Annotated in this window: 18 protein-coding genes; 11 read left to right on the top strand and 7 right to left on the bottom strand. The window is 77.0% G+C overall.

Annotated features, from left to right (window positions below):
* Positions 1-33 precede the first annotated feature (33 nt).
* Entirely contained in the window at positions 34-474 is a 441-nt protein-coding gene (locus tag ADEH_RS01545; protein WP_011419359.1) for a cupredoxin domain-containing protein, read from the top strand.
* Between the two features lie 80 nt (positions 475-554).
* Here ADEH_RS01545 and ADEH_RS01540 read toward each other — a convergent pair whose 3' ends face one another.
* Positions 555-1,892 carry a ferredoxin reductase family protein gene (locus ADEH_RS01540; RefSeq protein ID WP_011419358.1) on the bottom strand — a complete coding sequence of 446 codons (1,338 nt, stop codon included), beginning with the start codon at positions 1,890-1,892 and terminating at the stop codon, positions 555-557.
* Positions 1,893-2,076: 184 nt separating this feature from the next.
* Here ADEH_RS01540 and ADEH_RS01535 point away from each other — a divergent pair, with 184 nt between their 5' ends.
* Positions 2,077-4,788 (top strand): M16 family metallopeptidase, encoded by a 2,712-nt coding sequence (locus ADEH_RS01535; protein ID WP_011419357.1) that lies wholly within the window; start codon positions 2,077-2,079, stop codon positions 4,786-4,788.
* Between the two features lie 277 nt (positions 4,789-5,065).
* Here the strand turns inward: ADEH_RS01535 and ADEH_RS01530 are convergent, their stop codons facing one another.
* From ADEH_RS01530 to gluQRS, 3 genes are all read right to left on the bottom strand, one after another.
* Positions 5,066-7,087, bottom strand: coding sequence for an ATP-binding protein (locus ADEH_RS01530; RefSeq protein ID WP_232287404.1), 2,022 nt, complete (start codon positions 7,085-7,087; stop codon positions 5,066-5,068).
* 113 nt (positions 7,088-7,200) lie between these two features.
* Entirely contained in the window at positions 7,201-7,794 is a 594-nt protein-coding gene (locus ADEH_RS01525) for a tRNA-(ms[2]io[6]A)-hydroxylase (RefSeq protein ID WP_011419355.1), read from the bottom strand.
* On the bottom strand, positions 7,791-8,762 hold the full coding sequence (gluQRS, locus tag ADEH_RS01520; protein ID WP_011419354.1) for a tRNA glutamyl-Q(34) synthetase GluQRS: 972 nt from the start codon (positions 8,760-8,762) through the stop codon (positions 7,791-7,793). The genes ADEH_RS01525 and gluQRS overlap by 4 nt, the downstream gene beginning before the upstream one ends.
* A 126-nt stretch (positions 8,763-8,888) precedes the next feature.
* Here gluQRS and ADEH_RS01515 point away from each other — a divergent pair, with 126 nt between their 5' ends.
* The 6 genes from ADEH_RS01515 to tkt all read left to right on the top strand — a co-directional run bounded on the left by ADEH_RS01515 (position 8,889) and on the right by tkt (position 18,208).
* Positions 8,889-10,448, top strand: coding sequence for a 4-alpha-glucanotransferase (locus ADEH_RS01515; RefSeq protein WP_011419353.1), 1,560 nt, complete (start codon positions 8,889-8,891; stop codon positions 10,446-10,448).
* A gap of 36 nt (positions 10,449-10,484) precedes the next feature.
* On the top strand, positions 10,485-13,514 hold the full coding sequence (locus tag ADEH_RS01510; RefSeq protein ID WP_011419352.1) for a malto-oligosyltrehalose synthase: 3,030 nt from the start codon (positions 10,485-10,487) through the stop codon (positions 13,512-13,514).
* A gap of 13 nt (positions 13,515-13,527) precedes the next feature.
* On the top strand, positions 13,528-13,968 hold the full coding sequence (locus ADEH_RS01505; RefSeq protein ID WP_011419351.1) for a SixA phosphatase family protein: 441 nt from the start codon (positions 13,528-13,530) through the stop codon (positions 13,966-13,968).
* 27 nt (positions 13,969-13,995) lie between these two features.
* Positions 13,996-15,534 carry an AAA family ATPase gene (locus tag ADEH_RS01500; RefSeq protein ID WP_011419350.1) on the top strand — a complete coding sequence of 513 codons (1,539 nt, stop codon included), beginning with the start codon at positions 13,996-13,998 and terminating at the stop codon, positions 15,532-15,534.
* A 9-nt stretch (positions 15,535-15,543) separates the two neighbouring features.
* The gene (locus ADEH_RS01495; protein WP_011419349.1) at positions 15,544-16,140 is read left to right on the top strand and encodes a hypothetical protein; all 597 of its coding nucleotides are present in this window, start codon (positions 15,544-15,546) and stop codon (positions 16,138-16,140) included.
* 70 nt (positions 16,141-16,210) lie between these two features.
* Complete coding sequence (gene tkt / locus ADEH_RS01490; RefSeq protein ID WP_011419348.1) at positions 16,211-18,208, top strand: transketolase; 1,998 nt, start codon at positions 16,211-16,213, stop codon at positions 18,206-18,208.
* 143 nt (positions 18,209-18,351) lie between these two features.
* Here the strand turns inward: tkt and ADEH_RS01485 are convergent, their stop codons facing one another.
* The 3 genes from ADEH_RS01485 to ADEH_RS01475 all read right to left on the bottom strand — a co-directional run bounded on the left by ADEH_RS01485 (position 18,352) and on the right by ADEH_RS01475 (position 21,055).
* Positions 18,352-18,696 (bottom strand): LuxR C-terminal-related transcriptional regulator, encoded by a 345-nt coding sequence (locus ADEH_RS01485; RefSeq protein ID WP_011419347.1) that lies wholly within the window; start codon positions 18,694-18,696, stop codon positions 18,352-18,354.
* A gap of 354 nt (positions 18,697-19,050) precedes the next feature.
* A complete protein-coding gene (locus ADEH_RS01480; RefSeq protein ID WP_011419346.1) occupies positions 19,051-20,145 on the bottom strand; it encodes an ABC transporter substrate-binding protein in 1,095 nt (364 codons plus the stop codon).
* A 4-nt stretch (positions 20,146-20,149) separates the two neighbouring features.
* A complete protein-coding gene (locus ADEH_RS01475; RefSeq protein ID WP_011419345.1) occupies positions 20,150-21,055 on the bottom strand; it encodes a GGDEF domain-containing protein in 906 nt (301 codons plus the stop codon).
* Positions 21,056-21,083: 28 nt separating this feature from the next.
* Between ADEH_RS01475 and ADEH_RS01470 the strand changes: the two genes are divergently transcribed.
* The 3 genes from ADEH_RS01470 to ADEH_RS01460 all read left to right on the top strand — a co-directional run bounded on the left by ADEH_RS01470 (position 21,084) and on the right by ADEH_RS01460 (position 24,030).
* Positions 21,084-22,793, top strand: a complete 1,710-nt coding sequence (locus ADEH_RS01470) for an NAD+ synthase (protein WP_011419344.1) — start codon at positions 21,084-21,086, stop codon at positions 22,791-22,793.
* A 134-nt stretch (positions 22,794-22,927) separates the two neighbouring features.
* On the top strand, positions 22,928-23,431 hold the full coding sequence (locus ADEH_RS01465; RefSeq protein ID WP_011419343.1) for a hypothetical protein: 504 nt from the start codon (positions 22,928-22,930) through the stop codon (positions 23,429-23,431).
* Between the two features lie 170 nt (positions 23,432-23,601).
* Positions 23,602-24,030 carry a hypothetical protein gene (locus tag ADEH_RS01460; protein ID WP_011419342.1) on the top strand — a complete coding sequence of 143 codons (429 nt, stop codon included), beginning with the start codon at positions 23,602-23,604 and terminating at the stop codon, positions 24,028-24,030.
* Positions 24,031-24,035 lie beyond the last annotated feature (5 nt).

Raw genomic sequence — 24,035 nt, 5'->3', positions numbered from 1 at the left:
TGGTGATCGGCCGAACCCTGTCAGGAGACACGCATGAACCTGTGGAAGCTCGCCCCCGCCGCCCTGCTCGCCCTCGCCGCCCCCGCGCTCGCCTCCGCGGGCGAGGAGGGCGGGTGCGAGAACTGCCCGGCCCACAAGGCGCACGCCGAGCACGGCGCGAAGGCGGTGCCGGCCGCCGCGACCGCCGCCGCGGGCACGGTGAAGAAGGGCGTCCGGACCATCCCGGTCACGGTGACGTCCGACGGCTTCACGCCCGCCGAGGTGAAGGCGAAGGCCGGCGAGACGGTGAAGCTCGTGGTGACGCGCAAGGTGCAGCGCACGTGCGCCACCGAGATCGTGATGAAGGACTTCGGCGTGAACCAGCCGCTGCCGCTCGACCAGGCGGTGACGGTGACGGTGAAGCCGAAGCAGCCCGGCACGTACCGGTTCGCGTGCGGCATGGACATGATCGCCGGCAACCTGGTGGTCGAGTAGTCGGCGTCGCCGGGCGGATCGCCTGGCCGCGGGCCCGCCGTCCACTCCGCCGCGGACGGCGGGCCCTTCGTCTCCCTGCGTCACACGAGATCGAAGCGCTCGGAGTGGACGTCGCGGAGCGGGACGCCGAGCCGGACCAGCGCCTTCTCCACCGCGTCCATCATGGCCGGCGGCCCGCACACGAAGCAGCCGCGGTGCCCGCGCGGCAGGTGGCGGCGCAGCACGTCCTCGCCCACCACGCCCACCTCTCCGGTCCAGCCGTCCGGCGGGTGCTCGAGCACGTGCACCACGGTGAGGTCGAGCCGCGTCGCGAGCTCGGCCAGCGCCTCGCGGAACGGGGTCCGCTCCCAGCGGCCGGTGCCGAACACGAGCTGGTGCGGGCGGCGATCGCCGCGGTCCGCGAGCGTGCGCAGCATCGACAGGCAGGGCGCGATGCCGATGCCGCCCGCGACGAACAGGTACCCGTCCGCGTCCGGGAACGCGTCCACGCTCATGGTCCCGTAGGGCCCGTCCACCCAGGCGCGCGCGCCGGGCCGCGTCGCCTGGACGCGCCGGGTGAAGTCGCCGAGCGCCTTCACGGTCAGCTCGACGCGCGGGGCGCGCTGCGAGCTGCCGGAGATGGAGAACGGGTGCTCGCGCGCCGCGAACGGCGACGCGCCCAGCGCGAGCCAGGCGAACTGGCCGGCGCGGAAGCGGAAGCCCTCGTGACCGTCGGGGTCGAGCACCAGCGTCACCGCGTCGCCGCGCTCGGGCCGGACCTCGCTGACCCGGTACGGGCGGGCGCGCAGCGCGAGCGGCTTCGCCACGCGCACGCGGAGGAGCAGCGCCACCCAGGCCAGCGTCCAGGCGATCCACATCACCCGCGTCACCGGGCCGGCGAGGAGCCGCCGCGCCGCGGCCGCGTGCCACAGGCCGAGCAGCACCGCCGCCGTCGCGGCGACGCCGTGCAGCACGCGCCAGGCCTCGTACGGCAGGCGCAGGCGCCGCCTGCCGTAGGACGTCACCGCGAGCACGACCAGCGCGTACAGCGACCAGACCCCGGCGCCGACCGCGCCCGGGGCGCGCCAGGGGAGGAGCCACGCCGCCATGCCACCCACGCCCAGCTCCGGGCCGAGCAGCACCAGCGGGTGGGCGGCCACGAAGACGAGGGCGACCGCGGTGACGTGGCGGTGGAACGCGTAGACGACGTCGGTACCGAACGGCGGCGCGAGCCACTGGAAGCGCGCGGTGAGCAGGAACTGCATCGCCATGATCGACAGGCCCAGGAACCCGAGCGCCGCGGCGAGCTCCTGCCGGAAGTCGCCGCCGCCGGGCGCGGGCACCGCGGCGAGCCAGAGCAGCGGGTACAGCGCGAGGAGCACGTAGAGCGCGATCCAGAGGCCGACGCGCGTCAGGTCCTGGAGGCGGACCGCCCTCATGGCGCGAGGCTCCGGGCGAGCGCGAACAGCGCCGCCGCGGCGAGGAGGATCACCCCCACCGCCAGCGCGGCGAGCAGCGCGAGCTTCTGGCGCACGGCCCCGTTCTACCACCGCGGCGCGGCCGTTCGCGCTGCGTGACGCCGTGCCGCAGGCGTGCTTTCCTGCCCGCTCCGGAGGAACCCGCATGCTCGCGCCGCTCGCCACGCTCGCCGCCCTCGCCCTCGCCGCCGGCCCGGCCGCGCCGCCGCTCGAGCTCACCACGTTCTCGCTGCCGAACGGGCTGACGGTGGTGCTCGCGCCCGACCACCGGTTGCCGCAGGTGGCGGTGGACACCTGGTTCCAGGTGGGCTCGAAGGACGAGGCGCCCGGGCGCACCGGGTTCGCGCACCTGTTCGAGCACCTCATGTTCATGGGGACGAACCGCGTCCCCGGGAACCGCTTCGACGTGATCATGGAGTCGGGGGGAGGCTCCAACAACGCCTCCACCTCGTCGGACCGCACCAACTACTTCAGCGTGGGGCCGTCGCAGCTCCTCCCCACGCTGCTCTGGCTGGACGCGGACCGGCTCCAGGCGCTCGCCGACGCCATGACGCAGGAGAAGCTCGACCTGCAGCGCGGGGTGGTGCGCAACGAGCGGCGGCAGAGCTACGAGAACACGCCGTACGGCGCGGCCGAGCTGGTGATCCCGGAGGTCATGTACCCGCAGGGCCACCCGTACCACCACCCGGTGATCGGCAGCCACGCCGACCTCGAGGCGGCCACGCTCGAGGACGTGAAGGGCTTCTTCCGGACCTGGTACGTGCCGGCGAACGCGACGCTGGTGGTGGCGGGCGACTTCAGGCCCGACGAGGTGCGGCCGCTCGTCGAGAGGATGTTCGGCGCGGTGCCGCTGCGCGCGCCGCCCGCGCCCGCGCGCGCCGCGCCGGTGCGGCTCGAGCGCGAGGTCCGCCGGATCCTGTCCGACCGGGTGGAGCTGCCGAAGCTCATCCTGGTGTGGCACGCGCCGGCCGCCTACGCCGACGGCTCGGCGGAGCTGGAGCTCCTCGCCGACGTCCTGGCGGAGGGGCCGTCGTCGCGCCTCGACCGTCGGCTGGTGCAGGAGCTGCGGCTCGCCGAGTCGGTCACCGCCTACCTCGACCCCGGGCGGCTCGGCTCGCTCTTCCGCGTCGAGGTGACCGCCACGCCCGGCGCCGACCTGGAGCGGGTGAAGCGCGAGGCGCTCGCGGTGGTCGCGGAGCTCCAGGCGAAGGGGCCCGAGGCGCGCGAGCTGGCCCGCGTGCGCGCGCAGGCGGAGCGGCGGCGGCGCGAGGAGCGCGAGCACCTCGTCCACCGTGCCGACAAGCTGAACGAGTACCTCGCCTACTACGGCGAGCCGGACGGCTTCGCCCGCGACCTCGCCCGCGTCACCTCCGCCACCGCCGGCGGGCTGCGCGAGGCCGCCCGCGGGCTCGGCGAGGGCCGGCTCGATCTGCGCGTCCTCCCCGCCCGCGCCGGCGCCGGCGCCGCGAAGGCGGAGATCCCCGACGCGCCGCCGCCGCCGCTGGCCACGCGCCCGTTCGACCCGCCCGCGCCGGAGGTGTTCCGGCTCGCGAACGGCCTCGAGGTGCGGGTCGCCCCGCGCCCGGGCACCGGGCTGTTCGCCGCGCACCTGCTCCTGCCCGGCGGGGCCGCGGCGGTCCCGGCCGAGAAGGCCGGCCTCGCGCCCATCCTCGCCGAGCTGCTCACCTCGGGCGCCGGCGGGCGCAGCGCCGCGGAGTACGCCGACGCGATCCGCGCGCTCGGCGCGAGCGTCGAGGCCGAGGCGCGGCCCGCGTCCTTGCAGGTGTCGGTGAGCGGGCTCTCCGCGCACCTCGCCCCGGCGCTCGATCTCTTCGCGGACGCGGTGCTGCGCCCGAACCTGGCGCGCGCCGACTTCGAGCGCGAGGCCGCGCTGGCGCTGGCGCGCGTGGAGGCCCGGCCCGACGATCCGCGCAAGGTGGCTCCGGTGGTGGCCGCGGCCGCGATCTTCGGCCGGGGCGATCCGCGGGGCCGCCCGGTGGACGGCTGGGCCGCCACGGTGCGCACCGTCACGCTCGACGACGTGCGACGCCTCGCGCCGCGGCTGCTCGACCCGCGCGGCGCGACGCTGGTGGTCGCGGGCGACGTCGATCCGGCGGCGCTCCGGCGGCTGCTCGCGCCGCGGCTCGGCGCCTGGCGCGGCGCCGGTCCCGCGCCCGCGGCGAGCCCGGCCGCGCTGACCGCGGCCCAGGGCGGGCGCATCCTGCTGGTGGACCGGCCCGGCGCCCCGCAGACCCGCATCCTGCTGGCGCGACCGGTCGCTCCCGCGCCCGAGCCGGCGCGCGCGCTCCGCGAGCTCGTGAACGTGGTGCTGGGCGGGAGCTTCACCTCGCGCCTCAACCAGAACCTGCGCGAGAAGCACGGCTACACCTACGGCGCGCGGAGCGCGTTCGCGACCGAGGGCGGGCAGGGGCTGTTCACCGCCGGCGCGGCGGTGCAGACCGAGGTGACGGGCGCGGCGCTGGTGGAGCTGCGGCGGGAGCTCGACGGGCTCGCCGCCGCGGGCGTGGACGCGGCCGAGACCGCGAAAGCGCGCGAGACGGCGCGGCACCGGACGGTGGAGGAGATCCAGACCACCGCCGGGCTCGCCGAGGCGCTCGCCGCGGCCGTCCTGGAAGGCCGCCCCCCCGACGCGCTCCGGCGCGAGGCGGAGGCGCTCACCGCGGTCGAGCCCGCCCGCGCCGCCGCCGAGGCGAAGGCCGGCCCGTACGCCTTCGGCGGGTTCACGGTCGTGCTGGTCGGCGACCGGAAGACCGTCGTCCCCCAGCTCGAGAAGGCCGGGTTCCCGCGGCCGGCGGCGGTGGACCCCGACGGCACCCCCATCCCCGACCCAGAGTAATTTTCGGGACGGGGCGCGGGGAGGGCGCGGAACGTTCGTTTCGCGTCCGCTTGCGCAGGAGTCCCCGCAAATGAGCGGCCGCGCTTCGGACGGCGGGGCGCGCGGCGGGCGCCACCCCCGGGTGCCTGCCGGTGACGCCCGGTTCGGGGCTCACCGCCAACGACTCTGGGTTCGGGGGAAACGACTCTGGGTCGGGGGAAACGACTCTGGGTCGGGAAGGAGAAGGCCCGAGCGAGGGCACCGCGTGCGGGCACGGATGCCCGCCGGGGGGCCCGCGTCAGGCGCCGCGGCGGCGGACGGCGCGCGCCACCTCGGCGGCGAGCTCCTCGACGCTGAAGGGCTTGTGCAGGATCCCGCGGAACCCGCCCTGGAGCGCGTCGCGCACGCGCGCGTCGAGCCCGTACCCGGTCATCAGCACGGCGGGGAGCTCGGGCTGGGCGCGGCGCAGGGCCCGCAGCGTCTCGGGGCCGTCGCCGGCCGGCATGGCCAGGTCCACCAGCGCGAGGTCCAGCGCGCCGCGCCCCTGGACCTCGAGCGCCTCCGCCAGCGAGGCGGCGGGGAGCGCGTCGTAGCCGAGCCGGCGCAGCAGCCGCGCGGTGGTCTCCCGCACGCCGCGCTCGTCGTCCGCCACCAGGACGCGCCCGGCGCCGTGCTCCGGCGCGCCCGCCGGCACGCCCTCGTCGCGCTCGGCCGCCGGCGCCTCGGGCAGGAGCACGGTGAACCGCGCCCCCCTCCCCTCCTCGCTCTCGAACCCGACCCAGCCGCCGTGGTTCTGGACGATGCCGTAGACCATGGCGAGGCCCATCCCCGTGCCCTGCCCGGCCGGCTTGGTGGTGAAGAACGGGTCGAAGACGCGCTCGCGCACCGCCGCGGGGATGCCGACGCCGGTGTCCGCCACCGTGATCGCCACGTGCCGGCCGGGCGCGAGGCCGGGGCGCGCGCGCGTGCCCTCGGCGTCGAGCTCCACCTCGGCGGTCTCGAACGTCAACGTGCCGCCGGACGGCATGGCGTCGCGCGCGTTCACGGCCAGGTTGAGCACGACCTGCTGGAGCTGGTCGGGGTCGCCGCGCACCACCGCGGTCCCGGCGGCGAGCTGGTGCCGGATGGCGATGCGCTTGTCGAGCGTGCGCTCGAGCAGCTCGGACACCTCGCGCACCAGCGCGTGCAGGTCCACCGGCACCTGCTGGTACTTGCCCCGGCGCGCGAACCCGAGCAGCTGCCGGGTGAGCGCGGCGCCCCGGCGCGCGGCCTGGCGGATCCCGGCGGCCGCCTCGTCCGCGGCGGTGCCGGGCTCGCCGAGCAGCTCGGCGTAGCCGAGGATCCCGGTGAGCAGGTTGTTGAAGTCGTGCGCGATCCCGCCGGCGAGCAGCCCCACCGCCTCCATCTTCTGCCCGTGCCGCGCCTGCGCCTCCGCCGCCTGCCGCGCCTCCTCGGCGCGCTGCCGCTCCACCAGCTCGGCGGCGAGCCGCCGGTTCGCGAGCGCGAGCGCCGCGGTCCGCTCGTCCACCGCGCGCCGGAGCTCCTCGGGCAGCCGCAGGAGCCGCTGCGCGAGCAGCCCGATCGCCGCCGCCACCAGCACGAGCAGCGCCGCCGGCATGACCAGCCCGCCCCAGCGCACCCAGCCCTCCCGCGGCGCCACGTCCAGCTCCCACGCCTCGCCCGGCAGCCGGACCTTGACCGCGACCGCGAGGCGCGGGAGCGCGCCGCCCGAGGACGCGAACGGCTGGGCCGCGCCGTCGCGCCGGAGCGCCCAGTCCAGCCCGGCCGCCGACAGCGCCGCCACGCGCGTCCGGCTCACCACCTCGGGCAGCCGCACCGCCACGGCCACGAAGCCCCAGAACGCCTCGCCGCCGCCCGGCGCCGGGCGGAACACCGCGATCCGGCCCACGACGCCCTGCCCGCCCTGGCGCAGCTCGAACGGTCCCTCCGCGGTGAGCTCGCGCGACTGGATCGTGCGCTCGGCCGAGGCGCGGTGCCCGGGATCCGCGAGCAGGTCCAGGCCCAGCGCCGCCTCGTTGCCGGCGAGCGGGTGGATGCGGGTGAGCACGCCGCCCGGCGCGAGCTGGAGGCTGCTGATGCCGCCGTAGTGGGCGAGCAGGTCGTCGGCGACCTCCTCGAAGCGGTCGATGTCGGCGTGGCGCACCAGCGCGGCGAGCGCGTGCGCCGCGGCGAGGCTGCGCGAGAGGTCGTCCTCTATGGCGCGGGCCGCGAGGTCCGCGCGCTCGAGCACCGCGCGCCGGCGCCCCCGCTCCTCGGCGATCTCGTGCTGCTGCAGCAGCGCGCCGCCGACCACGAGCACCGCGGCGGCCGCCGCGGCCCCGCCCCATGGCGCCCTGCGCCCGCGGCGCGGCGCGTCACCGGGGCCGGGGCCAGGGCCAGGGACCGCGGCCGGCGCTGCCGCGTCGGGCGCCATCAGTGGATGCGGGGCAGGAGCGGCAGGGCCGCCACCACCCGCGCCTCCTCCGCGGCGAGCGCCTCGAGCCGCGCGTCGGCGGCGGGGTCCACCTCGCGCGCCAGGTCCACGAACAGCCGCTCGTGGCCGGCCTCCGACTGCGCCAGCCGCGCGTACAGCTCCCGCAGCCGCGGGTCCGGAAGCGCGCCGGCGAGCAGCGACAGGCGTTCGCAGCTCCGCGCCTCGATGAGCGCGCCCACCAGCAGCCGATCGACCAGCCGGTCCTCGGGCCGCGGGCCGCCGCGCACGTGGCGCAGGAGCGCCTGCGCGTACGGATCGCCCTCGTCGGGCGGCAGCGCCGTGCCCCGCCGGCCCAGCTCGGCCAGCACCGCCAGGAAGTGCTGCAGCTCCTCCTGCGCGAGCTTCGCGAGCGCCCGCACCATCGCGGCGCGCTCGGGGTGATCGGCCACCAGCTTCAGCGCGCTCGCCGCCGCCTTCTTCTCGCAATGCGCGTGGTCCTGCAGCGTGCGGTCCAGCTCGGCGAGCGCGACGGCGGTCCAGCGCGGGTCGGTGGGCGAGCGGAGCAGGCGCACGCGCGCAGTGTACGCGATCACGGGAGGAGCGCCGCGATCCGTTCCGGGGAGAGGACCGCGGGTGCGCGCGGGAGCCGCGCCAGCGAGAAGCGGCCGATCAGCTCCCGCGGGGTGCACGCATCGTGCGGGTGGCCGGCCGCCAGGCCCGAGAGCCCGGCCAGCAGCGCGACCACCGCGCGCGGGTCCGCGCCGCGCGACCGGAGCTCGCCCAGCGAGAGCGCGCCGTGCCGCTTCGCGAGCCGCGCGCCGTCGGGGCCGACCACGAGCGGCACGTGCGCGAACCGCGGGGGCGCGAGGTCGAGCGCCCGGTAGAGGAGGAGCTGGCGCGCCGTGGACGGCAGGAGGTCGTCGCCGCGGACCACCTCCCCCACCTGCATGGCCGCGTCGTCCACCACCACCGCGAGCTGGTAGGCCGGCACGCCGTCGGCCCGCGCCACCACGAAGTCGCCCACCTCGGCCGCGACGTCGTGCGCCACCGGGCCGTGCACCCCGTCCTCGAACGCGACCGGCCCCGGCTCCACGCGCAGGCGCCAGGCCGGCCGGCGGCTCGCCGAGCGCCGGGCCACCTCTGCGGGGGAGAGCTCGCGGCAGGTGCCGGGGTAGCGCGGCCCCTCGTCCGAGGCGCCGTGCGGCGCCTGCGAGGCCGCCGCGATCTCGGCGCGCGAGCAGAAGCACGGGTAGGCGAGCCCTGCGGCGCGGAGCCGCTCCAGCGCGGCGGCGTAGCGCGGCAGCCGCTCCGACTGGCGGTACGGGCCGAGCGGCCCCCCCACGTCCGGGCCCTCGTCCCAGTCCAGCCCGAGCCAGCGCAGCTCCTCCAGGATCCGGGCCTCCAGGCCGGGCCGCACGCGCGGGCCGTCCAGGTCCTCCACCCGCATGACGTAGGCCGACCCGGCGGTGCGCGCCGCCAGCCACGACAGGAGCGCGGTGCGCGCGTTGCCGAGGTGCAGGGGTCCGGTGGGGGAAGGAGCGAAGCGGCCGCGGCTGGACACGGGTGCCCCGGGAGAAAGGTGCCGGTTGGGCGGTGCCGGTTGGGCGCTGCGATGATATCCGCTGCCCCTTGGCCCCCGCGCGTCGAAAACTTGTGAGGGCGGGGGAACCGCCACACTACTCCACCCATGTCCCGCCAGGCAGGCGTCCTCCTCCCCCTCTTCTCGCTCCGCTCCCAGGCAGACTGGGGCGTGGGCGAGATCCCCGACCTCGTCCCCTTCGCGCGCTGGTGCGCCGACGCGGGCTTCTCGCTGGCGCTGCTCCTGCCGGTGAACGAGGCCTCGCGGGGGCAGAACAGCCCGTACGGCGCGCTCTCGGCGTTCGCGCTCGACCCGGTGTACCTCGCGCCCTCGGCGCTCCCCGACTTCCAGGCCGCGGGCGGCCTCGACGCGCTCTCGCCCGACGAGCGCGCCCTGCTCGCCGCGGTGCGGGCCGCCCCGGCGGTGCGGTGGGACGAGGTGCGACGGCTGAAGCGGCGCGCCCTCGAGATCGCGTTCGCGCGCTTCGAGCGCGACGAGTGGAGCCGGCGCACCGACCGCGCCCGCGCGCTGGAGGCGTTCGCGCGCCAGGAGGCGGGCTGGCTCGACGACTACGCGCTGTTCGTGGCGCTGCACGACGAGGCGGGCGGCCGCGCCTGGACCGAGTGGCCGGCGCCGCTGCGCGACCGCGACCCCGCCGCGCTCGCCACCGCCCGGGCCCGGCACGCGCGGGAGATCCTGTTCCAGGCGTGGGTGCAGTGGCAGGCGGAGGAGCAGTGGCGCCGCGCCCGCGCCGCCGCGAACGGCGCCGGCGTGGAGCTGGGCGGCGATCTCCCGTTCATGGTCGCGCCGGACTCGGCCGACGTGTGGGCCCGCCGCGGCGACTTCCGGCTCGACGCGCGCGTGGGCGTGCCGCCGGACGCGTTCAGCGCCACCGGGCAGGACTGGGGGCTGCCGGTCTACCGCTGGGACGTGATGGCGCGGGAGGGCTACCCGTGGCTCACCGCGCGCGCGCGCCGCATGGCCGACCTGTTCGACCTCTACCGCGTGGACCACGTGGTGGGCCTGTACCGGACGTACTACTTCCCCAACGACGGCGGCCCGCCGGCGTTCGTGCCGTCCGAGGAGGGCGCGCAGATCGCGAACGGCGAGCGCGTGCTCGGGATCTTCTCCGAGGGCGCGCGGGTGGTGGCGGAGGACCTGGGCGTCGTCCCCGACTTCGTGCGCGCCTCGCTGGAGCGGCTGCGCATCCCCGGCTACCGGGTGCAGCGCTGGGAGAAGAACTGGGAGGCCGGCGGGAACGCGTTCCGCGATCCGGCGCGCTGGCCGCCGGTGTCGGTCGCGACCACCGGCACGCACGACAGCGAGTCGGTGGCGGACTGGTACGAGGCGCTCTCGCGGGAGGAGCGCGGCCAGCTCCTCGCGCTGCCGGAGCTGGAGCCGCTCCGCGGCCGCGCCCCGGAGCGCTGGGACGACGGCGTGCGCGACGCGCTGCTGGCGCTCGTGTACGGCGCCGCCTCCGACCTCGCGCTGGTGCCGTTCCAGGACGCGCTCGGGATGCGCGACCGGGTGAACGTGCCCGGCACGGTCACGGGCGAGAACTGGACGTTCCGGATCCCGATGGACCTGGGCGCGCTCGCGGCCGACGCCGCGGCGCGGACCCGGCTGCGAGAGCTCGCGGTCCGGGCCGGGCGAGCGCCGCCGGGGTAGCCGGCGCGGGCCGCAGGGCGCGGCGAAGGGGGGCGGGTGGGGGCGGAGAACGGGGCGGGCGCGGCGAACGCGGCGAAGGTCGAGGAGCTCCTGGGCGCGCTCGCCGAGGCGCTCGCCCGCGGCGAGGGCGTGACGCCCCGGCCGGCCTCGACGTACCGGCTGCAGCTCCACCCCGGCTTCGGCTTCGACGCCGCCGCCGCGCTGGTGCCCTACCTCGACGCGCTCGGCGTGTCCGACCTCTACCTCTCGCCGGTGCTCGCCTCGGCGCCGGGCTCCACGCACGGCTACGACGTGGTGGACCACGCGCGGCTCGACCCGGAGCTCGGGGGCGAGGAGGGCTACGCGCGGCTCGCCGCGGCCTGCCGCGCGCGCGGGATGGGCATCCTGCTCGACTACGTGCCCAACCACATGGGCATCGGCCCCTGGAACGCGTGGTGGATGGACCTGCTCGAGAACGGGCCCTCCTCGGTGCACGCCCCCGCGTTCGACGTGGACTGGACGCCGCTCAAGTCCGAGCTCGCCAACAAGGTGCTGGTGCCGGTGCTGGGCGACCAGTTCGGCCGGGTGCTGGAGCGGGGCGAGCTGCGCCTGGCGCGCGACGGCGGCGCGCTCGCGATCCGCTACTTCGACCACGCGTTCCCGGTGGCGCCGCGCTCGGTGCCGCTCGTCCTGCGGCACGGGATCGAGCGGCTGCGCGAGGCGCTCGGCCCGGAGGACCCGAGCCTGCAGGAGCTGGAGTCGATCTGCACCGCGCTCGACAAGCTGGCGCCGCGCAGCGAGACCCGGCCCGAGGCGGTGGCGGAGCGCGCGAGGGAGAAGGAGGTCGCGAAGCGGCGGCTGGCCGCGCTCTACGACGCGAGCCCGGCGGTGCGGGCCTTCGTGGACGAGAACGTGGCCGCCTTCAACGGCACGCCCGGCGACCCGCGCAGCTTCGACCTCCTCCAGCGCCTGCTCGACGCGCAGGCCTACCGGCTCGCCTTCTGGCGGGTGGCGGGCGAGGAGATCAACTACCGGCGCTTCTTCGACGTGAACGCGCTCGCGGCGCTGCGCATGGAGGAGCCCCGGGTGTTCGCCGAGGCGCACCGGCGGGTGCTGGCGCTCCTGCGCGACGGCGACGCCACCGGCCTGCGCATCGACCACCCCGACGGCCTCTACGCCCCGGCGGCCTACTTCCGGCGGCTGCAGGCGTGCTACCTCGCCGAGCGCGCCCGCGCCCTGGCGCGCGCGCGCGGGACGGCGCTCGAGAACGGCGCCGAGGCGCTGCTGCTGGAGCGGATCTTCGCGGCGCTGGAGGGGGGCGGGCTCCCGGCGCGGCCGCTCTACGTCGTCGCCGAGAAGGTGCTGGCGGCCGGCGAGCGGCTGCCGGAGGGCTGGGACGTGGACGGCACCACCGGCTACGAGTTCCTGGCCGCGGTGAACGGGCTGTTCGTCGATCCCGCCGCGCAGCGGGCCTTCGACGCGCTGTACGCGCGCGTGGCCGGCGGGCGGCAGGACTACCGGCGCACCGTGGAGGAGAAGAAGCGGCTGGTGATGTCGTCGTCGATGGCGAGCGAGATCAACATGCTCGCGCACCGGCTGTCGCGGATCAGCGAGACCGACCGGCGCACCCGCGACTTCACGCTGAACGAGCTCACCCGCGCGCTGGTGGAGTACGTGGCGCTGTTCCCGGTCTACCGCACCTACGTCACGCGCCGCCGCGAGGTGGACGCGCGCGACCGGGCGTACGTGGAGGCGACGATCGCCCGGGCCCGGCGGCGCAGCCCGGTGGTGGATCCGTCGATCTACGATTTCCTCCGCGACGTGCTCCTGCAGCGCTACCCGGAGGGCCTGCCCGACGCGGCGCGCGCCGCGTGGCTGGAGTTCGCCCTGAAGCTGCAGCAGGCCACCGGGCCGGTGACCGCGAAGGCCGTCGAGGACACCGCGTTCTACTGCTTCGTCCGGCTCGTCTCGCTGAACGAGGTGGGCGCCGACCCGGATCGCTTCGGCACCTCGCCGGACGAGCTGCACGCGCTGCTCGCCGAGCGGCGCGCGCGCTTCCCGGGCTCGCTCTCCGCCAGCTCGACCCACGACACGAAGCGCAGCGAGGACGTCCGGGCGCGGATCTCGGCGCTGTCCGAGCTGCCGGGCGAGCTGCGGGCCGCGGTGTCGCGCTGGGCCCGGGTCAACCGCGCCCACGTCCGCCGCCTGGAGGGCCGCACCGCGCCGGACCGGCGCGACGAGTTCCTGCTGTACCAGACGCTGCTCGGCACCTTCCCCGACGGCGGCCTCACCCCGGGCACGCCCGCGCACGCCGAGTACGTGGGCCGGATCCAGGCCTACATGGAGAAGGCGCTCCGGGAGGCGAAGGTCCACACCAGCTGGACGCATCCGGACGAGGACTACGAGGGCGGCGTGCGCGGCTTCGTGGCGGGCGCGCTGTCCTCGCGCGCGTTCCTGCGCGACCTCGGCGCGCTGGCGGAGCGGGCGGCGCGGGCCGGGCGGATCTCGTCGCTCGCGCAGGTGGCGCTGAAGCTGGCGGCCCCCGGGATCCCCGACGTCTACCAGGGCACCGAGCTGTGGGACCTCTCGCTCGTCGATCCCGACAACCGGCGGCCGGTGGACTGGGCCCGCCGGGCGCGCGCGCTCGAGGCCATCCAGGCCGAGCTCGCGCGCGGGCCGGAGGCGCGCCGCGCGCTGGCCCGCCGCCTCTCCGCGCCGGACGCGCTCGCCGGCGGCGAGGCGAAGCTGCTCCTGCTCGCGGAGGGGCTCCGGCTGCGCCGCCGCGAGCGCACGCTGCTCCTCGAGGGCGACCACCGCCCGCTCGCGGCGGAGGGACCGCTGGCGGGGCACGTGGTCGCCTTCGCGCGCACGCTCGGCGGCCGGGCGGTGGCGTGCGCGGTGCCGCGGCTGGTGCTCCGGCTGCAGGACCAGGGCGGCGGCGCGCCGCGGTGGGAGGGGCGGCTCCCCCTCGGCGGGCTCGCGGCCCGGTGGGTGGACGTGGTAACCGGCACCGTGCACCGCGGGGACGCGCCGGCGCTCGCCGACCTGTTCGCGGACTTCCCGGTCGCGCTGCTCGCCTCGGAGTGAACCAGGAGCCGCCATGCCGCCCATCCGCGTCTACCTCGTCCGCCACGCCAGGGCGGAGGCGAGCGCCGGCGACGACGACGCCCGCCGGCTGACGCCCGAGGGGCGCGAGGGGTTCGCCGCGCTGGTGGCGCGCCTGCGCGCGCGGCTCGCGATCCGCGGCGTGCTCGCCTCCCCGCTCGTCCGCGCCCGCGAGACCGCCGGCCTGCTCGCGGCGGCGGCGCGCGCGCCGGTCGAGGAGGACCCGCGGCTCGCCGCCGGCGCCTGCGGCGGCGCGGAGCTGCTGGCGCTGGCGCGCGCGGCCGGCGACGGCGCCGCGCTGGTGGGCCACAACCCCGAGGTCGCCGAGGCGGTGGCGCTCGCCGCCGGGCGTGGCCTGGAGGTGCGGCCCGGGACCATCGCCGCGGTGGACCTCGGCCCGGCCTCCGCCGCGCTGGCCTGGCTCGAGGCGCCCTGACGCGCGCCGGCTGCTACACTCGCGCGCATGTCCGCCCCCGGCGCCGCGCCGCGCCCCCAGCCCGCCTTCGTGCAGGAGCTCGACACGCTGGTGCGGGCCCGCTACCCGCTCGTCTACCTCGTCACCTCCGAGGAGCAGCGCCTGGAGGCCATCCTCGACGGCCTCGCCGACCGCCACGGGAAGGCCCTGCTCGGCTGGTCCGTCGCCCGCGGCTTCCGGCGGCTCGGCGGCACCCGGGGCCCGGCGCCGGAGGACGCGAAGGATCCGCTCGCGGCGCTCGCGGCGATCGAGCAGCTCGCCGAGCCGGCGCTGGTGGTGCTGAAGGACTTCCACCCGTTCCTGTCGGATCCGGCGGTGGTGCGGGGGCTGCGCGAGCTCGGGCACGCGCTGAAGGCCACCTACACCACCGTCATCCTGCTCTCGCCCACGCTCGTCATCCCGCCGGAGATCGAGAAGGAGCTCTCGGTCCTCGACGTGCCGCTGCCCGGCTACCGCGACCTGCTCGAGCTGCTGAAGGAGATCGTGGGGGTGGTGCGCCAGAGCGGGCGCGCCCAGGTCGAGCTGAACCAGGACGACGCCGATCAGCTGATCCAGGCCGCGCTCGGGCTCACGCTCTCCGAGGCGGAGAGCGCGTTCGCGAAGGCCATCGCCACCGACGGCCGGCTCTCGCGCGACGACGTGCCGCTCGTGCTCGAGGAGAAGCGGCAGGTGATCCGCAAGAGCGGCCTGCTCGAGTACTTCGCGACCGACGCGCGGCTGGCGGGCGTGGGCGGCATGGCGAGCCTGAAGGCCTGGCTCGGGCGCCGCGGGGCGGCGTTCTCCGAGGCGGCCCGCCGGTTCGGGCTCCCCGAGCCGAAGGGCCTGCTGCTCCTCGGCGTGCAGGGCTGCGGCAAGAGCCTCACCGCGAAGGCCGTCGCGGCGCAGTGGCGCCTGCCGCTCCTCCGGCTCGACATGGGCCGGATCTTCAGCGGCCTGGTGGGCTCGTCGGAGGAGAACCTGCGCCGCGCCATCCGCGTGGCCGAGAGCGTCGCGCCGGTGGTGCTGTGGGTGGACGAGATCGAGAAGGGGCTCTCCGGGACGCAGTCGTCGGGGGTGAGCGACGGCGGCGTCACCGCGCGCGTCTTCGGCGCGCTGCTCACCTGGCTGCAGGAGAAGACCGCGCCGGTGTTCGTGGTCGCGACGGCGAACCGCATCGAGCAGCTGCCCCCCGAGCTCCTGCGCAAGGGACGCTTCGACGAGATCTTCTTCATCGACCTCCCGCTCGCGGCGGAGCGGCGCGAGATCTTCCAGATCCACCTGGCGCGGCGCCGCCGCGACCCGGCCCGCTTCGACCTCGACGCCCTGGCCGCCGCCAGCGAGGGCTTCAGCGGCGCCGAGATCGAGCAGGCGGTGGTCTCCGGCCTGTACGACGCGTTCGCCGAGGGCGTGGACCTCGCGCAGGCGCACGTCGAGCGCGCGGTGCGCGAGTCGCTCCCGCTCTCCACCACCATGCGCGAGGACATCGCGCGCCTGCGCGAGTGGGCGCGCACCCGCACCCGCCCCGCCTCCGCGCCCGCCGCCGGCTGACCGACTCCCGTGCCCTCCCGCCTCCGCCGCTTCCTGCACCTCGAGCGCCCGCGCGACGGCGGCGCCGCGCCCGACCCGGCGACCGGCGCCGCGGACCGCGCCGCGCGCTTCGGCGCGGTCCAGCCCCCGGGGCCCGCGGCGGCCGGGCCCTCCGCCACCGGCGCGCGGCTGGAGCGCTTCGGCGCGGAGCCGGAGCCCGCGCTCCAGCTCCTCGACCGCGGCGACCGCCTCCCGTTCACGCGGTGCCTCCGCTGCGGCATGGACAGCCACGCGCTCGCGGTGGAGTGCCCGGGCTGCGGCGCCGCGCTCGACACCCCGGAGCAGCGGGCCGCCGACGAGCGGCTCCGGGTCGAGCGCGCGCGACAGGCCGGCGAGGAGGCGCGCGCGGCCGCCGCGCGCCGGGAGGCGTTCGCCCGGGAGGAGGCCGAGGAGGCAGGAGCCCGCCGCGCGCTCGGCGAGGCGCTGGCGCAGGAGGTGGGCGAGCGCGAGCGGCGGCGGCTCGAGGCGGAGGGGCTGGGCGGCGGGCCGGGCCCGCTCGAGCTGGGCGCCCGCGTCCTCCGCGCCCTCGGGGCGCGCTGGGGCCGGGGCGGTGGCGGGCGGGGCTGACGCCCCCCTTGATCTCGCCGGTGCGGTGGGCGATGTTCCGCACCTCTTCCCACCCCCGCGAGGAGTCCCCGTGCCGAACGCTCGCCCCGAGCTCGTCGAGAAGGCCGTGAACACCATCCGCATGCTCGCCGCCGACGGCGTGCAGCAGGCGAACAGCGGCCACCCCGGCATGCCCATGGGCGCCGCGGACATGGCCTTCGTCCTCTGGACGCGCCACCTGCGGTTCGACCCGGCCGAGCCGCGCTGGCTCGGCCGCGACCGGTTCCTCCTCTCCGCCGGCCACGGCTCGATGCTGCTGTACTCGCTGCTCCACCTGGCCGGCTTCGACTGCACGCTCGACGACCTGAAGAAGTTCCGCCAGCTCCACTCGCGCACGCCCGGCCACCCGGAGTACGGCCACCTGCCCGGCGTGGAGATCACGAGCGGCCCGCTCGGCCAGGGCTTCGCGAACGGCGTGGGCTTCGCGCTCGGCCACGCCATGCTCTCGGCGAAGCTCGGGCCCGCGAACCCGGTCGCGGACGCGTTCGTCTACGCGATCGTCTCCGACGGCGACCTGATGGAGGGCGTGTCCGCCGAGGCGGCCAGCTTCGCCGGCCACCACAAGCTCGGCCGCCTCGTTTACCTGTACGACGACAACGGCATCACCATCGACGGCAAGACCAGCATCACGTTCTCCGGCGAGGACGTGACGAAGCGCTTCGAGGCGTACGGCTGGCACGTGCAGTCGGTGGACGGCCGCGACCTCGACGGCATCGACCGCGCCATCCAGGCGGCGAAGGCCGAGCTGGGCCGCCCGAGCCTCGTCCGCGTGCACACCACCATCGGCTTCGGCTCGCCCGGCAAGGCGGGCAAGTCGAGCGTGCACGGCGCGCCGCTCGGCGAGGCGGAGCTGGAGGCCACCAAGAAGGCGCTGGGGTGGCCGCTCGAGCCGCGCTTCCTCGTCCCGGACGACGTCCGCGCCTACTGGGCCGAGGTCCGCGCCGAGAAGGCCGCGCAGAAGCAGGCCTGGAGCGCGGCCGAGCACGCCTGGCGCGCCGCCAACCCGGAGCAGGCGGCGCTGCTCGACGCGCACGTGGAGCGCTGGGTGCCGGAGCGGATCCTGGATCGCGCCCGCGCCGAGCTGCCCGCGCCGGACGCGACGCGCAAGGTGTCGCAGGCCATCCTGCAGAAGATCGCGCCGCTCGTGCCGTGCCTGGTGGGCGGGTCGGCGGACCTCGCCGAGTCGAACCTCACCGAGATCAAGGGCGCGGGCTCGGTCGCGCCGGGCAGCTTCGCCGGCCGCAACGTCCACTTCGGCATCCGCGAGCACGCCATGGGCGCGATCGCGAACGGCCTCGCGTACGACGGCCTGTTCGTCCCGTTCGTCGGCACGTTCCTGCAGTTCGCCGACTACATGCGCCCGCCGGTCCGGCTCGCCGCGCTCTCGAAGCTGCAAGCGATCTACGTCTGGACGCACGACTCGATCTTCCTCGGCGAGGACGGCCCCACGCACCAGCCGATCGAGCACCTCACCGCGCTGCGGGCCATCCCGAACCTGCACGTCTGCCGCCCCGCCGATCCGGAGGAGACCGCCGCCGCCTGGGCCCACGCGCTCCAGCGCCGCGACGGCCCCACCGCGCTCGTCCTCACCCGGCAGAAGCTCGCGCCGGTGAAGCGGTCGGTGCCGCTCGACCCGGAGGCGATCCTCCGCGGCGGCTACCTGGTGGACGCGCCCGCGGGCGCCACGTTCACGCTCGCCGCCACCGGCTCGGAGGTGCCGCTCGCGCAGGCCGCGCTCGAGGCGCTCGCGAAGCAGGGCGTGGTGGGCCGGCTCGCGTCGATCCCGTGCCTGGAGTGCTTCCTCGCGCAGCCGAAGGCCTGGCGCGACGAGGTGGTGCCGCCCGGCCAGCGGGTGGCGGTGGTGGAGGCGGCGCGGGGCACGGAGTGGTGGCAGCTCGCCGGCCGCGACGGCCTGGTGCTCGGGATCGAGCGCTTCGGCTCGAGCGCGCCGGAGAAGGCGCTCGCCGAGGACTACGGCTTCACGCCGGCGCAGGTGGCCGGGCGCGTGGCGCGCTGGCTGGCGGGGTGAGCGCTGCGGTCGGGGGGGGACGGGGGCCGCGCCGCGCGGGGCGGGCCCCTCCGTCGGCGTGAGGCGTGAGACGCGCCCGGCGGGCCGCCACGCTGGGGCGGCCCGCCAGACGCTGGAGACGTCCGGGTCGGGAGCGCGTTCGGCTAGCGCGCCATGACGGCGCTGCTGGTCGTCGCGGCGGCCGGCTGCGGCTGGGCCGGGGCCACCGGGCGCGGCTCGATCCGCTCGCCCTTCGCCAGCATCTTCAGCGAGAGCGAGAGCAGGCTCGCGAGCAGCTCGCCGGAGCCGGGGACGTCGAGCTTGCGGTAGATGCGCTTGCGGCGGGCGCGGATCGTCTCGGGCGAGACGCCGGCGGCGGCCGCCGAGTCCTTGCACGCGAACCCCTGCGCGATGCGGAGCACCTCGGCCCGCTCGGCCGGCGTGAGGCTGGTGCCCTCCATGAACTTGGCGGCGAACGGCGTGAGGATCTCGATATCGATCTGAGCCATCGTGATTCCTTCCCCGGAAGTGCCCGCTGTGGGGCATGTCACCCAGCATCTACCCGGTCGGCCGAACCAGGGAGGCCTTCGCACGCCCCTGCTTGGTCGCCCGTTGCTGGCGATCCCGACGATAATAACGCCCCCTATGGTTTCTAGCCCCCAAACGGGACTGCTACGTAAGCAGGCGTTCCCAAGGTGGATTTTTGATTTTCATCCCACCCGGGGCGGGTGAGATAACCCTGCCGGGCTGAACCGCGAGGCCCCTTATGGGGCGCGAAACTCGGTCGCATACACTCCGTGAAGGGTGTCCGGGCGACCCAGCCTGACCCAGACCCTGCGTCCGTCCAGACGCGCGGAGAACGTTCACGGTGCGTGATCGGCGCGCCCCGGCCGTCCCTCGGGGGACGCCGCTTCCGTCGCGCCCGCGCGCCCGTGCCCCGCCGCGGCGAACCCGTCCGGCCAGCGCTCGAGCAGCGGCGCGAGCCGGGCCGCCTCCGCGGCGAGCCGGTCCCAGTCGAGCGAGAGCGCGCGCAGGTTGCCGGCCGGCTCGACGCCGACCGGCACCGGGGTCTCGGGGCGCAGCGGCAGGAGCCCCGGCGCGCGCGCCACCAGGATCCGCTCCGCGTCCCGCCCCGCCATCCAGGCCACCAGCCGTGCCGCCGCGGGCGAGGGCGCGCCCCCGCCCGCCGGCGCGAGCGCCGCCGCCGCGGTCGGCAGCACCACCGCCCCGCGCCCGGCCTGGTCCGGGTAGACCACGCGCAGGGCGGCCGCGCTCGCCGCGCCGGCGGCGCCGTCCACCGAGCCGGCCAGGCCCACCGCGGCGCGCCCCGCCGCCACCGCCGCGCGCACCTCCGCGTCCGAGCCCACGACCACCGGCGCGTTCGCCGCGACGAGGCGCAGGAAGCGTCCCACGCTCGCCTCGCCGTAGACGAGCGAGAGGGCCGCGCAGGTCGCCGGCCCGGCGCCGCGCGATGGGTGCGCGAGCGCGATGCGGCCCCGCAGGCGCGGATCGGCGAGGTCGCGCAGGTTGACGGGATCCACCGGCAGGCGCCCGTCCCGGGCCACGAGCAGCACCCGCGCGCGCGCCGCCACCGGCGCGAAGCGCCCCTGCGGATCGGCGAACCGCGCGGTGGCCGGATCGGGCGCGGCGCTGCCCGGCACGAGCCTCGGCGCCAGCGCGAGGAGGGCCGCGGGATCCGAGGCCCAGGCCACCTCCGCGTCCTCGGCGCGGGGCACGAGCACCACCCGCGCCACCGCGAAGCGGGCGGCGAGGTCGCGCACCACCTCGCCCGGCAGGTCGGGCGAGGCGTGCAGGCGGACCTCGGGCAGCTCGGGGCCGGCGCGGCGGCACCCCGCCAGCCCGCCGGCGGAGGCTAGCGCCGCGAGGGCGGCGGCGAGGGCGGCGGCGAGGGCGGCGGCGAGGGCGGCGGCGAGGGCGGCGGCGAGCGAGCGGCGCATGCGGTCACCCCATGACGATGCGGTCGCGGGGGCGGGGCGGCTCCGCCGGCTCGGCCCGGTCCCCGCCCGCGGCGCGCGCGCGCGTGAGCGCCTCGGCGGCGCGCTTCACCAGGCCGGCGAACGAGACCGTCCCGCCGCCGTCGTGCCCGGCCACCCCGGCGCTCACGGTGATCCCCTCGCCGGCGCCGCGCTCGCGGATGCGCGCGCAGAGCCGCCGGGCCACCTGCAGCCCGCCCTCGGCGCGCGTGTGCGGCATGAGCACCACGAACCGCTCGCCGGCGAACGGCGCGGCGAGGTCGATGTCGCGCACCGACGCGGCCAGCAGCCCGAGCACCTCGGCCAGCACCGCGGTGCGGCCGTGCGGGCCGAGCCGCCCGGCCACCTCCGCGAACCGGTCCACCGCCACGAGCGCGATCGACACCGGGTACCCGTAGCGGCGCGAGCGCTTCACCTCGAGCGGCAGCAGCCGCTTCAGGAACTCGAGGTCGGCGGCGTGGCGCGGCGCCTCCGCCGCGAGGCGGCGCGCGTCCGCCTCCACCGCCCGCGCCGTGGCCGCCCGGAGCCGCTCCGCCAGCCGGCAGGCCCCCACCACCGCGGCCGGCCCCACCGGCGCCACCAGCGCGCCGTCGGCGCCCAGCGCCTCGCCCTGCGCCGCGGCGGCGGCCTCGGCCTCGTCGGCGAACAGCGCGATCACCGGCAGCAGCGGATCGGCCGCCCGGATCGCGCGCACCGCCTCGGCGCCGGCGGCGCCGCCAGGCACGATGGCGGCGACGTGCGAGGCGGGCCCGAGCCGCCCCGAGGCCGCCGCGGGCGAGATCGCGTCCAGCTCCACGCCGGCGGCGCGGAGCGGCCGGCGCAGCGGCGCGAGGAGCGGCGCGGAGGCCTCGGCGACCAGGATGCGGCGCGGCACGATGGCTCCTAATGTAGCATCCTCTCCCATGGCCCGTTCCGGACGCATCGCGCTCGCGCAGGTGAACACGACGGTGGGGGACTTCGCCGGCAACGCCGCCCGGGTGCGGGCCGCCGCCGAGGTCGCCCGCGACGCCGGCGCCGCCCTCGCCGTGTTCCCCGAGCTGACGGTGTGCGGCTACCCGCCGCGAGACCTGCTCGACCTGCCCGACTTCCTCGAGCGCGCCCGGCAGGCGCTCGAGGAGCTCGCCCGCCCGGCCGCCTGGTCGAAGGGCATCGCGCTCGTGGTCGGCTTCCCCGAGGCGCCCGCCGGCGCGCCGCCCCCCGGCGTGTACAACGCCGCGGCGCTGATCTCGGAGGGCCGGGTGGCGGCGGTGGGGCGAAAGTCGCTGCTGCCCACCTACGACGTGTTCGACGAGACCCGCTACTTCCTCCCGGCCGGCGCCTCGACGACCGCCGCCGCGCCCGAGGGGCTGGGCGTGCCGCTCGGCCTCTCGGTCTGCGAGGACATCTGGAACGACCAGCGCTTCTGGGACCGCCCCCGCTACGCGCGCGATCCCATCGCCGACCTGGTGCGCGCCGGGGCGGGGCTGGTGGTGAACGTCTCCGCCTCGCCGTACGCGATGGGCAAGGCGCCGCTGCGCGAGCGCATGCTCTCGGCCAGCGCGCGGGACCACGGCGCGCCCATCGCCTACGTGAACCAGGTGGGCGGGAACGACGCCCTGCTGTTCGACGGCGGGTCGATGCTCCTCGCGCGCGACGGCGCGGTGCTGGCGCGGGCGCCGCTGTTCGAGGAGGTGGTGCTGGTCTGCGACCTCGACGGCGGCGCGCCGCTCGCGCTCGGCCTCGACGGCCGCCCGCTGCCGCCGCCGCCGGCGCCGCCCGCGGATCCGCAGGCCGACGAGGTGCTCCGCGCGCTGGTGATGGGCGTCCGCGACTACGTGCGCAAGTGCGGGTTCCGGCAGGCCGTGGTCGGGCTCTCCGGCGGCATCGACTCGGCGCTCACCGCCTGCGTCGCCGCCGAGGCGCTCGGCGCGGAGAACGTCCTCGGCGTGGCGATGCCCTCCCGCTACAGCTCCGGCCACTCGCGCGAGGACGCGGCCGAGCTGGCCCGCAACCTGGGCGTCGGCTTCCGCGAGATCGGCATCGAGCCGATGCACGCCGCCTTCCTCGCGGCGCTCGCCGCCGACGGCGCGCCGCCGCTCTGCGACCTCGCCGACCAGAACGTCCAGGCCCGCATCCGCGGCCAGATCCTGATGGCGATCTCGAACGACACCGGCGCGCTGGTGCTCACCACCGGCAACAAGAGCGAGATCGCGGTCGGCTACTGCACGCTCTACGGCGACATGGCCGGCGGCCTCGCCGCCATCGGCGACGTGCCGAAGACGCTGGTGTACCGGGTGGCCCGCGCCGCGAACGCGCGCGCCGGCCGGACGCTCGTCCCGGAGCGCACCTTCACGAAGCCGCCCTCGGCCGAGCTGAAGCCGGGCCAGCTCGACCAGGACTCGCTGCCGCCGTACGACGTGCTCGACGACATCCTGCAGGCCTACGTGGAGGAGCGCCGGCCGCTCGAGGCCATCGTGGCGCGCGGGCACGACGAGGCCACCGTCCGCCGCGTGCTGCGCATGGTGGTGCAGAGCGAGTACAAGCGCCGGCAGGCGGCGCCGGTGCTGAAGGTGAGCGAGAAGGCGTTCGGCGAGGGGCGCCGCTTCCCCATCGCCCAGGGCTACCGCTACTGACGGCCGCGCACCGCGGCGGCGTCGCACCCACCTCCCCCCGCACCGTCGCCGCGCGCGGCGCTTCGCCGCGCGCGAGGCCCGGCATACACTCGGCCGCCCGATCGGCCGCCGTCGCGGCCGCGGAAGGAGGCTTCATGACGAAGTTCGCCTGGTCCGTCCTCGCGCTCGCGCTCCTCGGCGCGCCGGCGGCCGCCCGCGCCGGCGGCCTGCTCGAGCTGTCGGTCGGCAGCGGCGCCCGGATCGATCCGTCGCCCACCGAGCGGATCCCCACCAACGTGATGCTCACCGCCGGCTACGGCTTCGCGGACATGCTGAAGCTCGAGCTGGGCGCGGTCGCGAACCTGGGCGACGTCGAGGACTCGAAGTTCGACGTCGACCTGCGCCCGATGCTGGTGGTGTCGCCGCCGCTGTTCCCGGTCTACCTGCGCGGCATCATGACGGTGAACTCGCTCGTCGAGGAGCCGGTCAAGATCGGCTACGGCGGCGCGCTCGGCGTGCGCCTCGGCGTGATGGGCCTGGGCGCGTTCGTCGAGGCGGGCGTGCTCGCGCGCATCGTCGAGGTGCCCGACGCGGCCGGCGTGACGCACGACAAGACGTTCACGATCGTGGAGGGCCGCATCGGCGGCTACTGGGACTAGCGGCCCGCGTCCTCGCGGCGCCCGGCGGCCCGCGCTCCCCCGCTCGCGGGGCGGGTGCGGGCCGCCTCCGTTTCACGGACCGTTGATGACCCCCGGTGACGCATCCCGGTTGGGACCGGCCGGCGGCGCGCTCCCGCGCTAGGTTCAGCGCCAGCGAGGAGAACGCCATCGTGAGAGAGCTGCTGGTCTTCCTGCACATCCTGTCCGCCGCCACCTGGATCGGCGCCGCCCTGTGGGTCCCGGGCGACGTGAAGCGCACGGTCGCGCTGGGCCGCCCGTTCGTGGAGCAGCTCGCCGCCCGCGCCCGCCCCGCGCTCAAGCTCGACCTGTACGCCGGCTTCGCGGTGCTGGTGACCGGCGTGCTGCTCATCGGGGTCGACGGCGGCCACCCGCGCACCGGCATCCTGGTCGGCTTCGCCGCCACGCTGGCGCGCCTGCTGGTGGTCGGGTTCGCCTCCATGCCGGCCTGGCGCCGGGTGGAGGGAGCGGTGGCCTCGGGCGACCTCGCGGCCGCGACCGCGCCGGCGCGGCGGCTCGCCATGCTCGGCGGCATCGGCCACGCGCTGTGGGCGATCGCGCTGGCGGGGATGGTCTTCTAGCCGGC

It is taken from the genome of Anaeromyxobacter dehalogenans 2CP-C (assembly GCF_000013385.1).
Classification (GTDB): Bacteria; Myxococcota; Myxococcia; order Myxococcales; family Anaeromyxobacteraceae; genus Anaeromyxobacter; species Anaeromyxobacter dehalogenans_B.
This window is presented reverse-complemented; position numbering and strand designations above follow the sequence as displayed.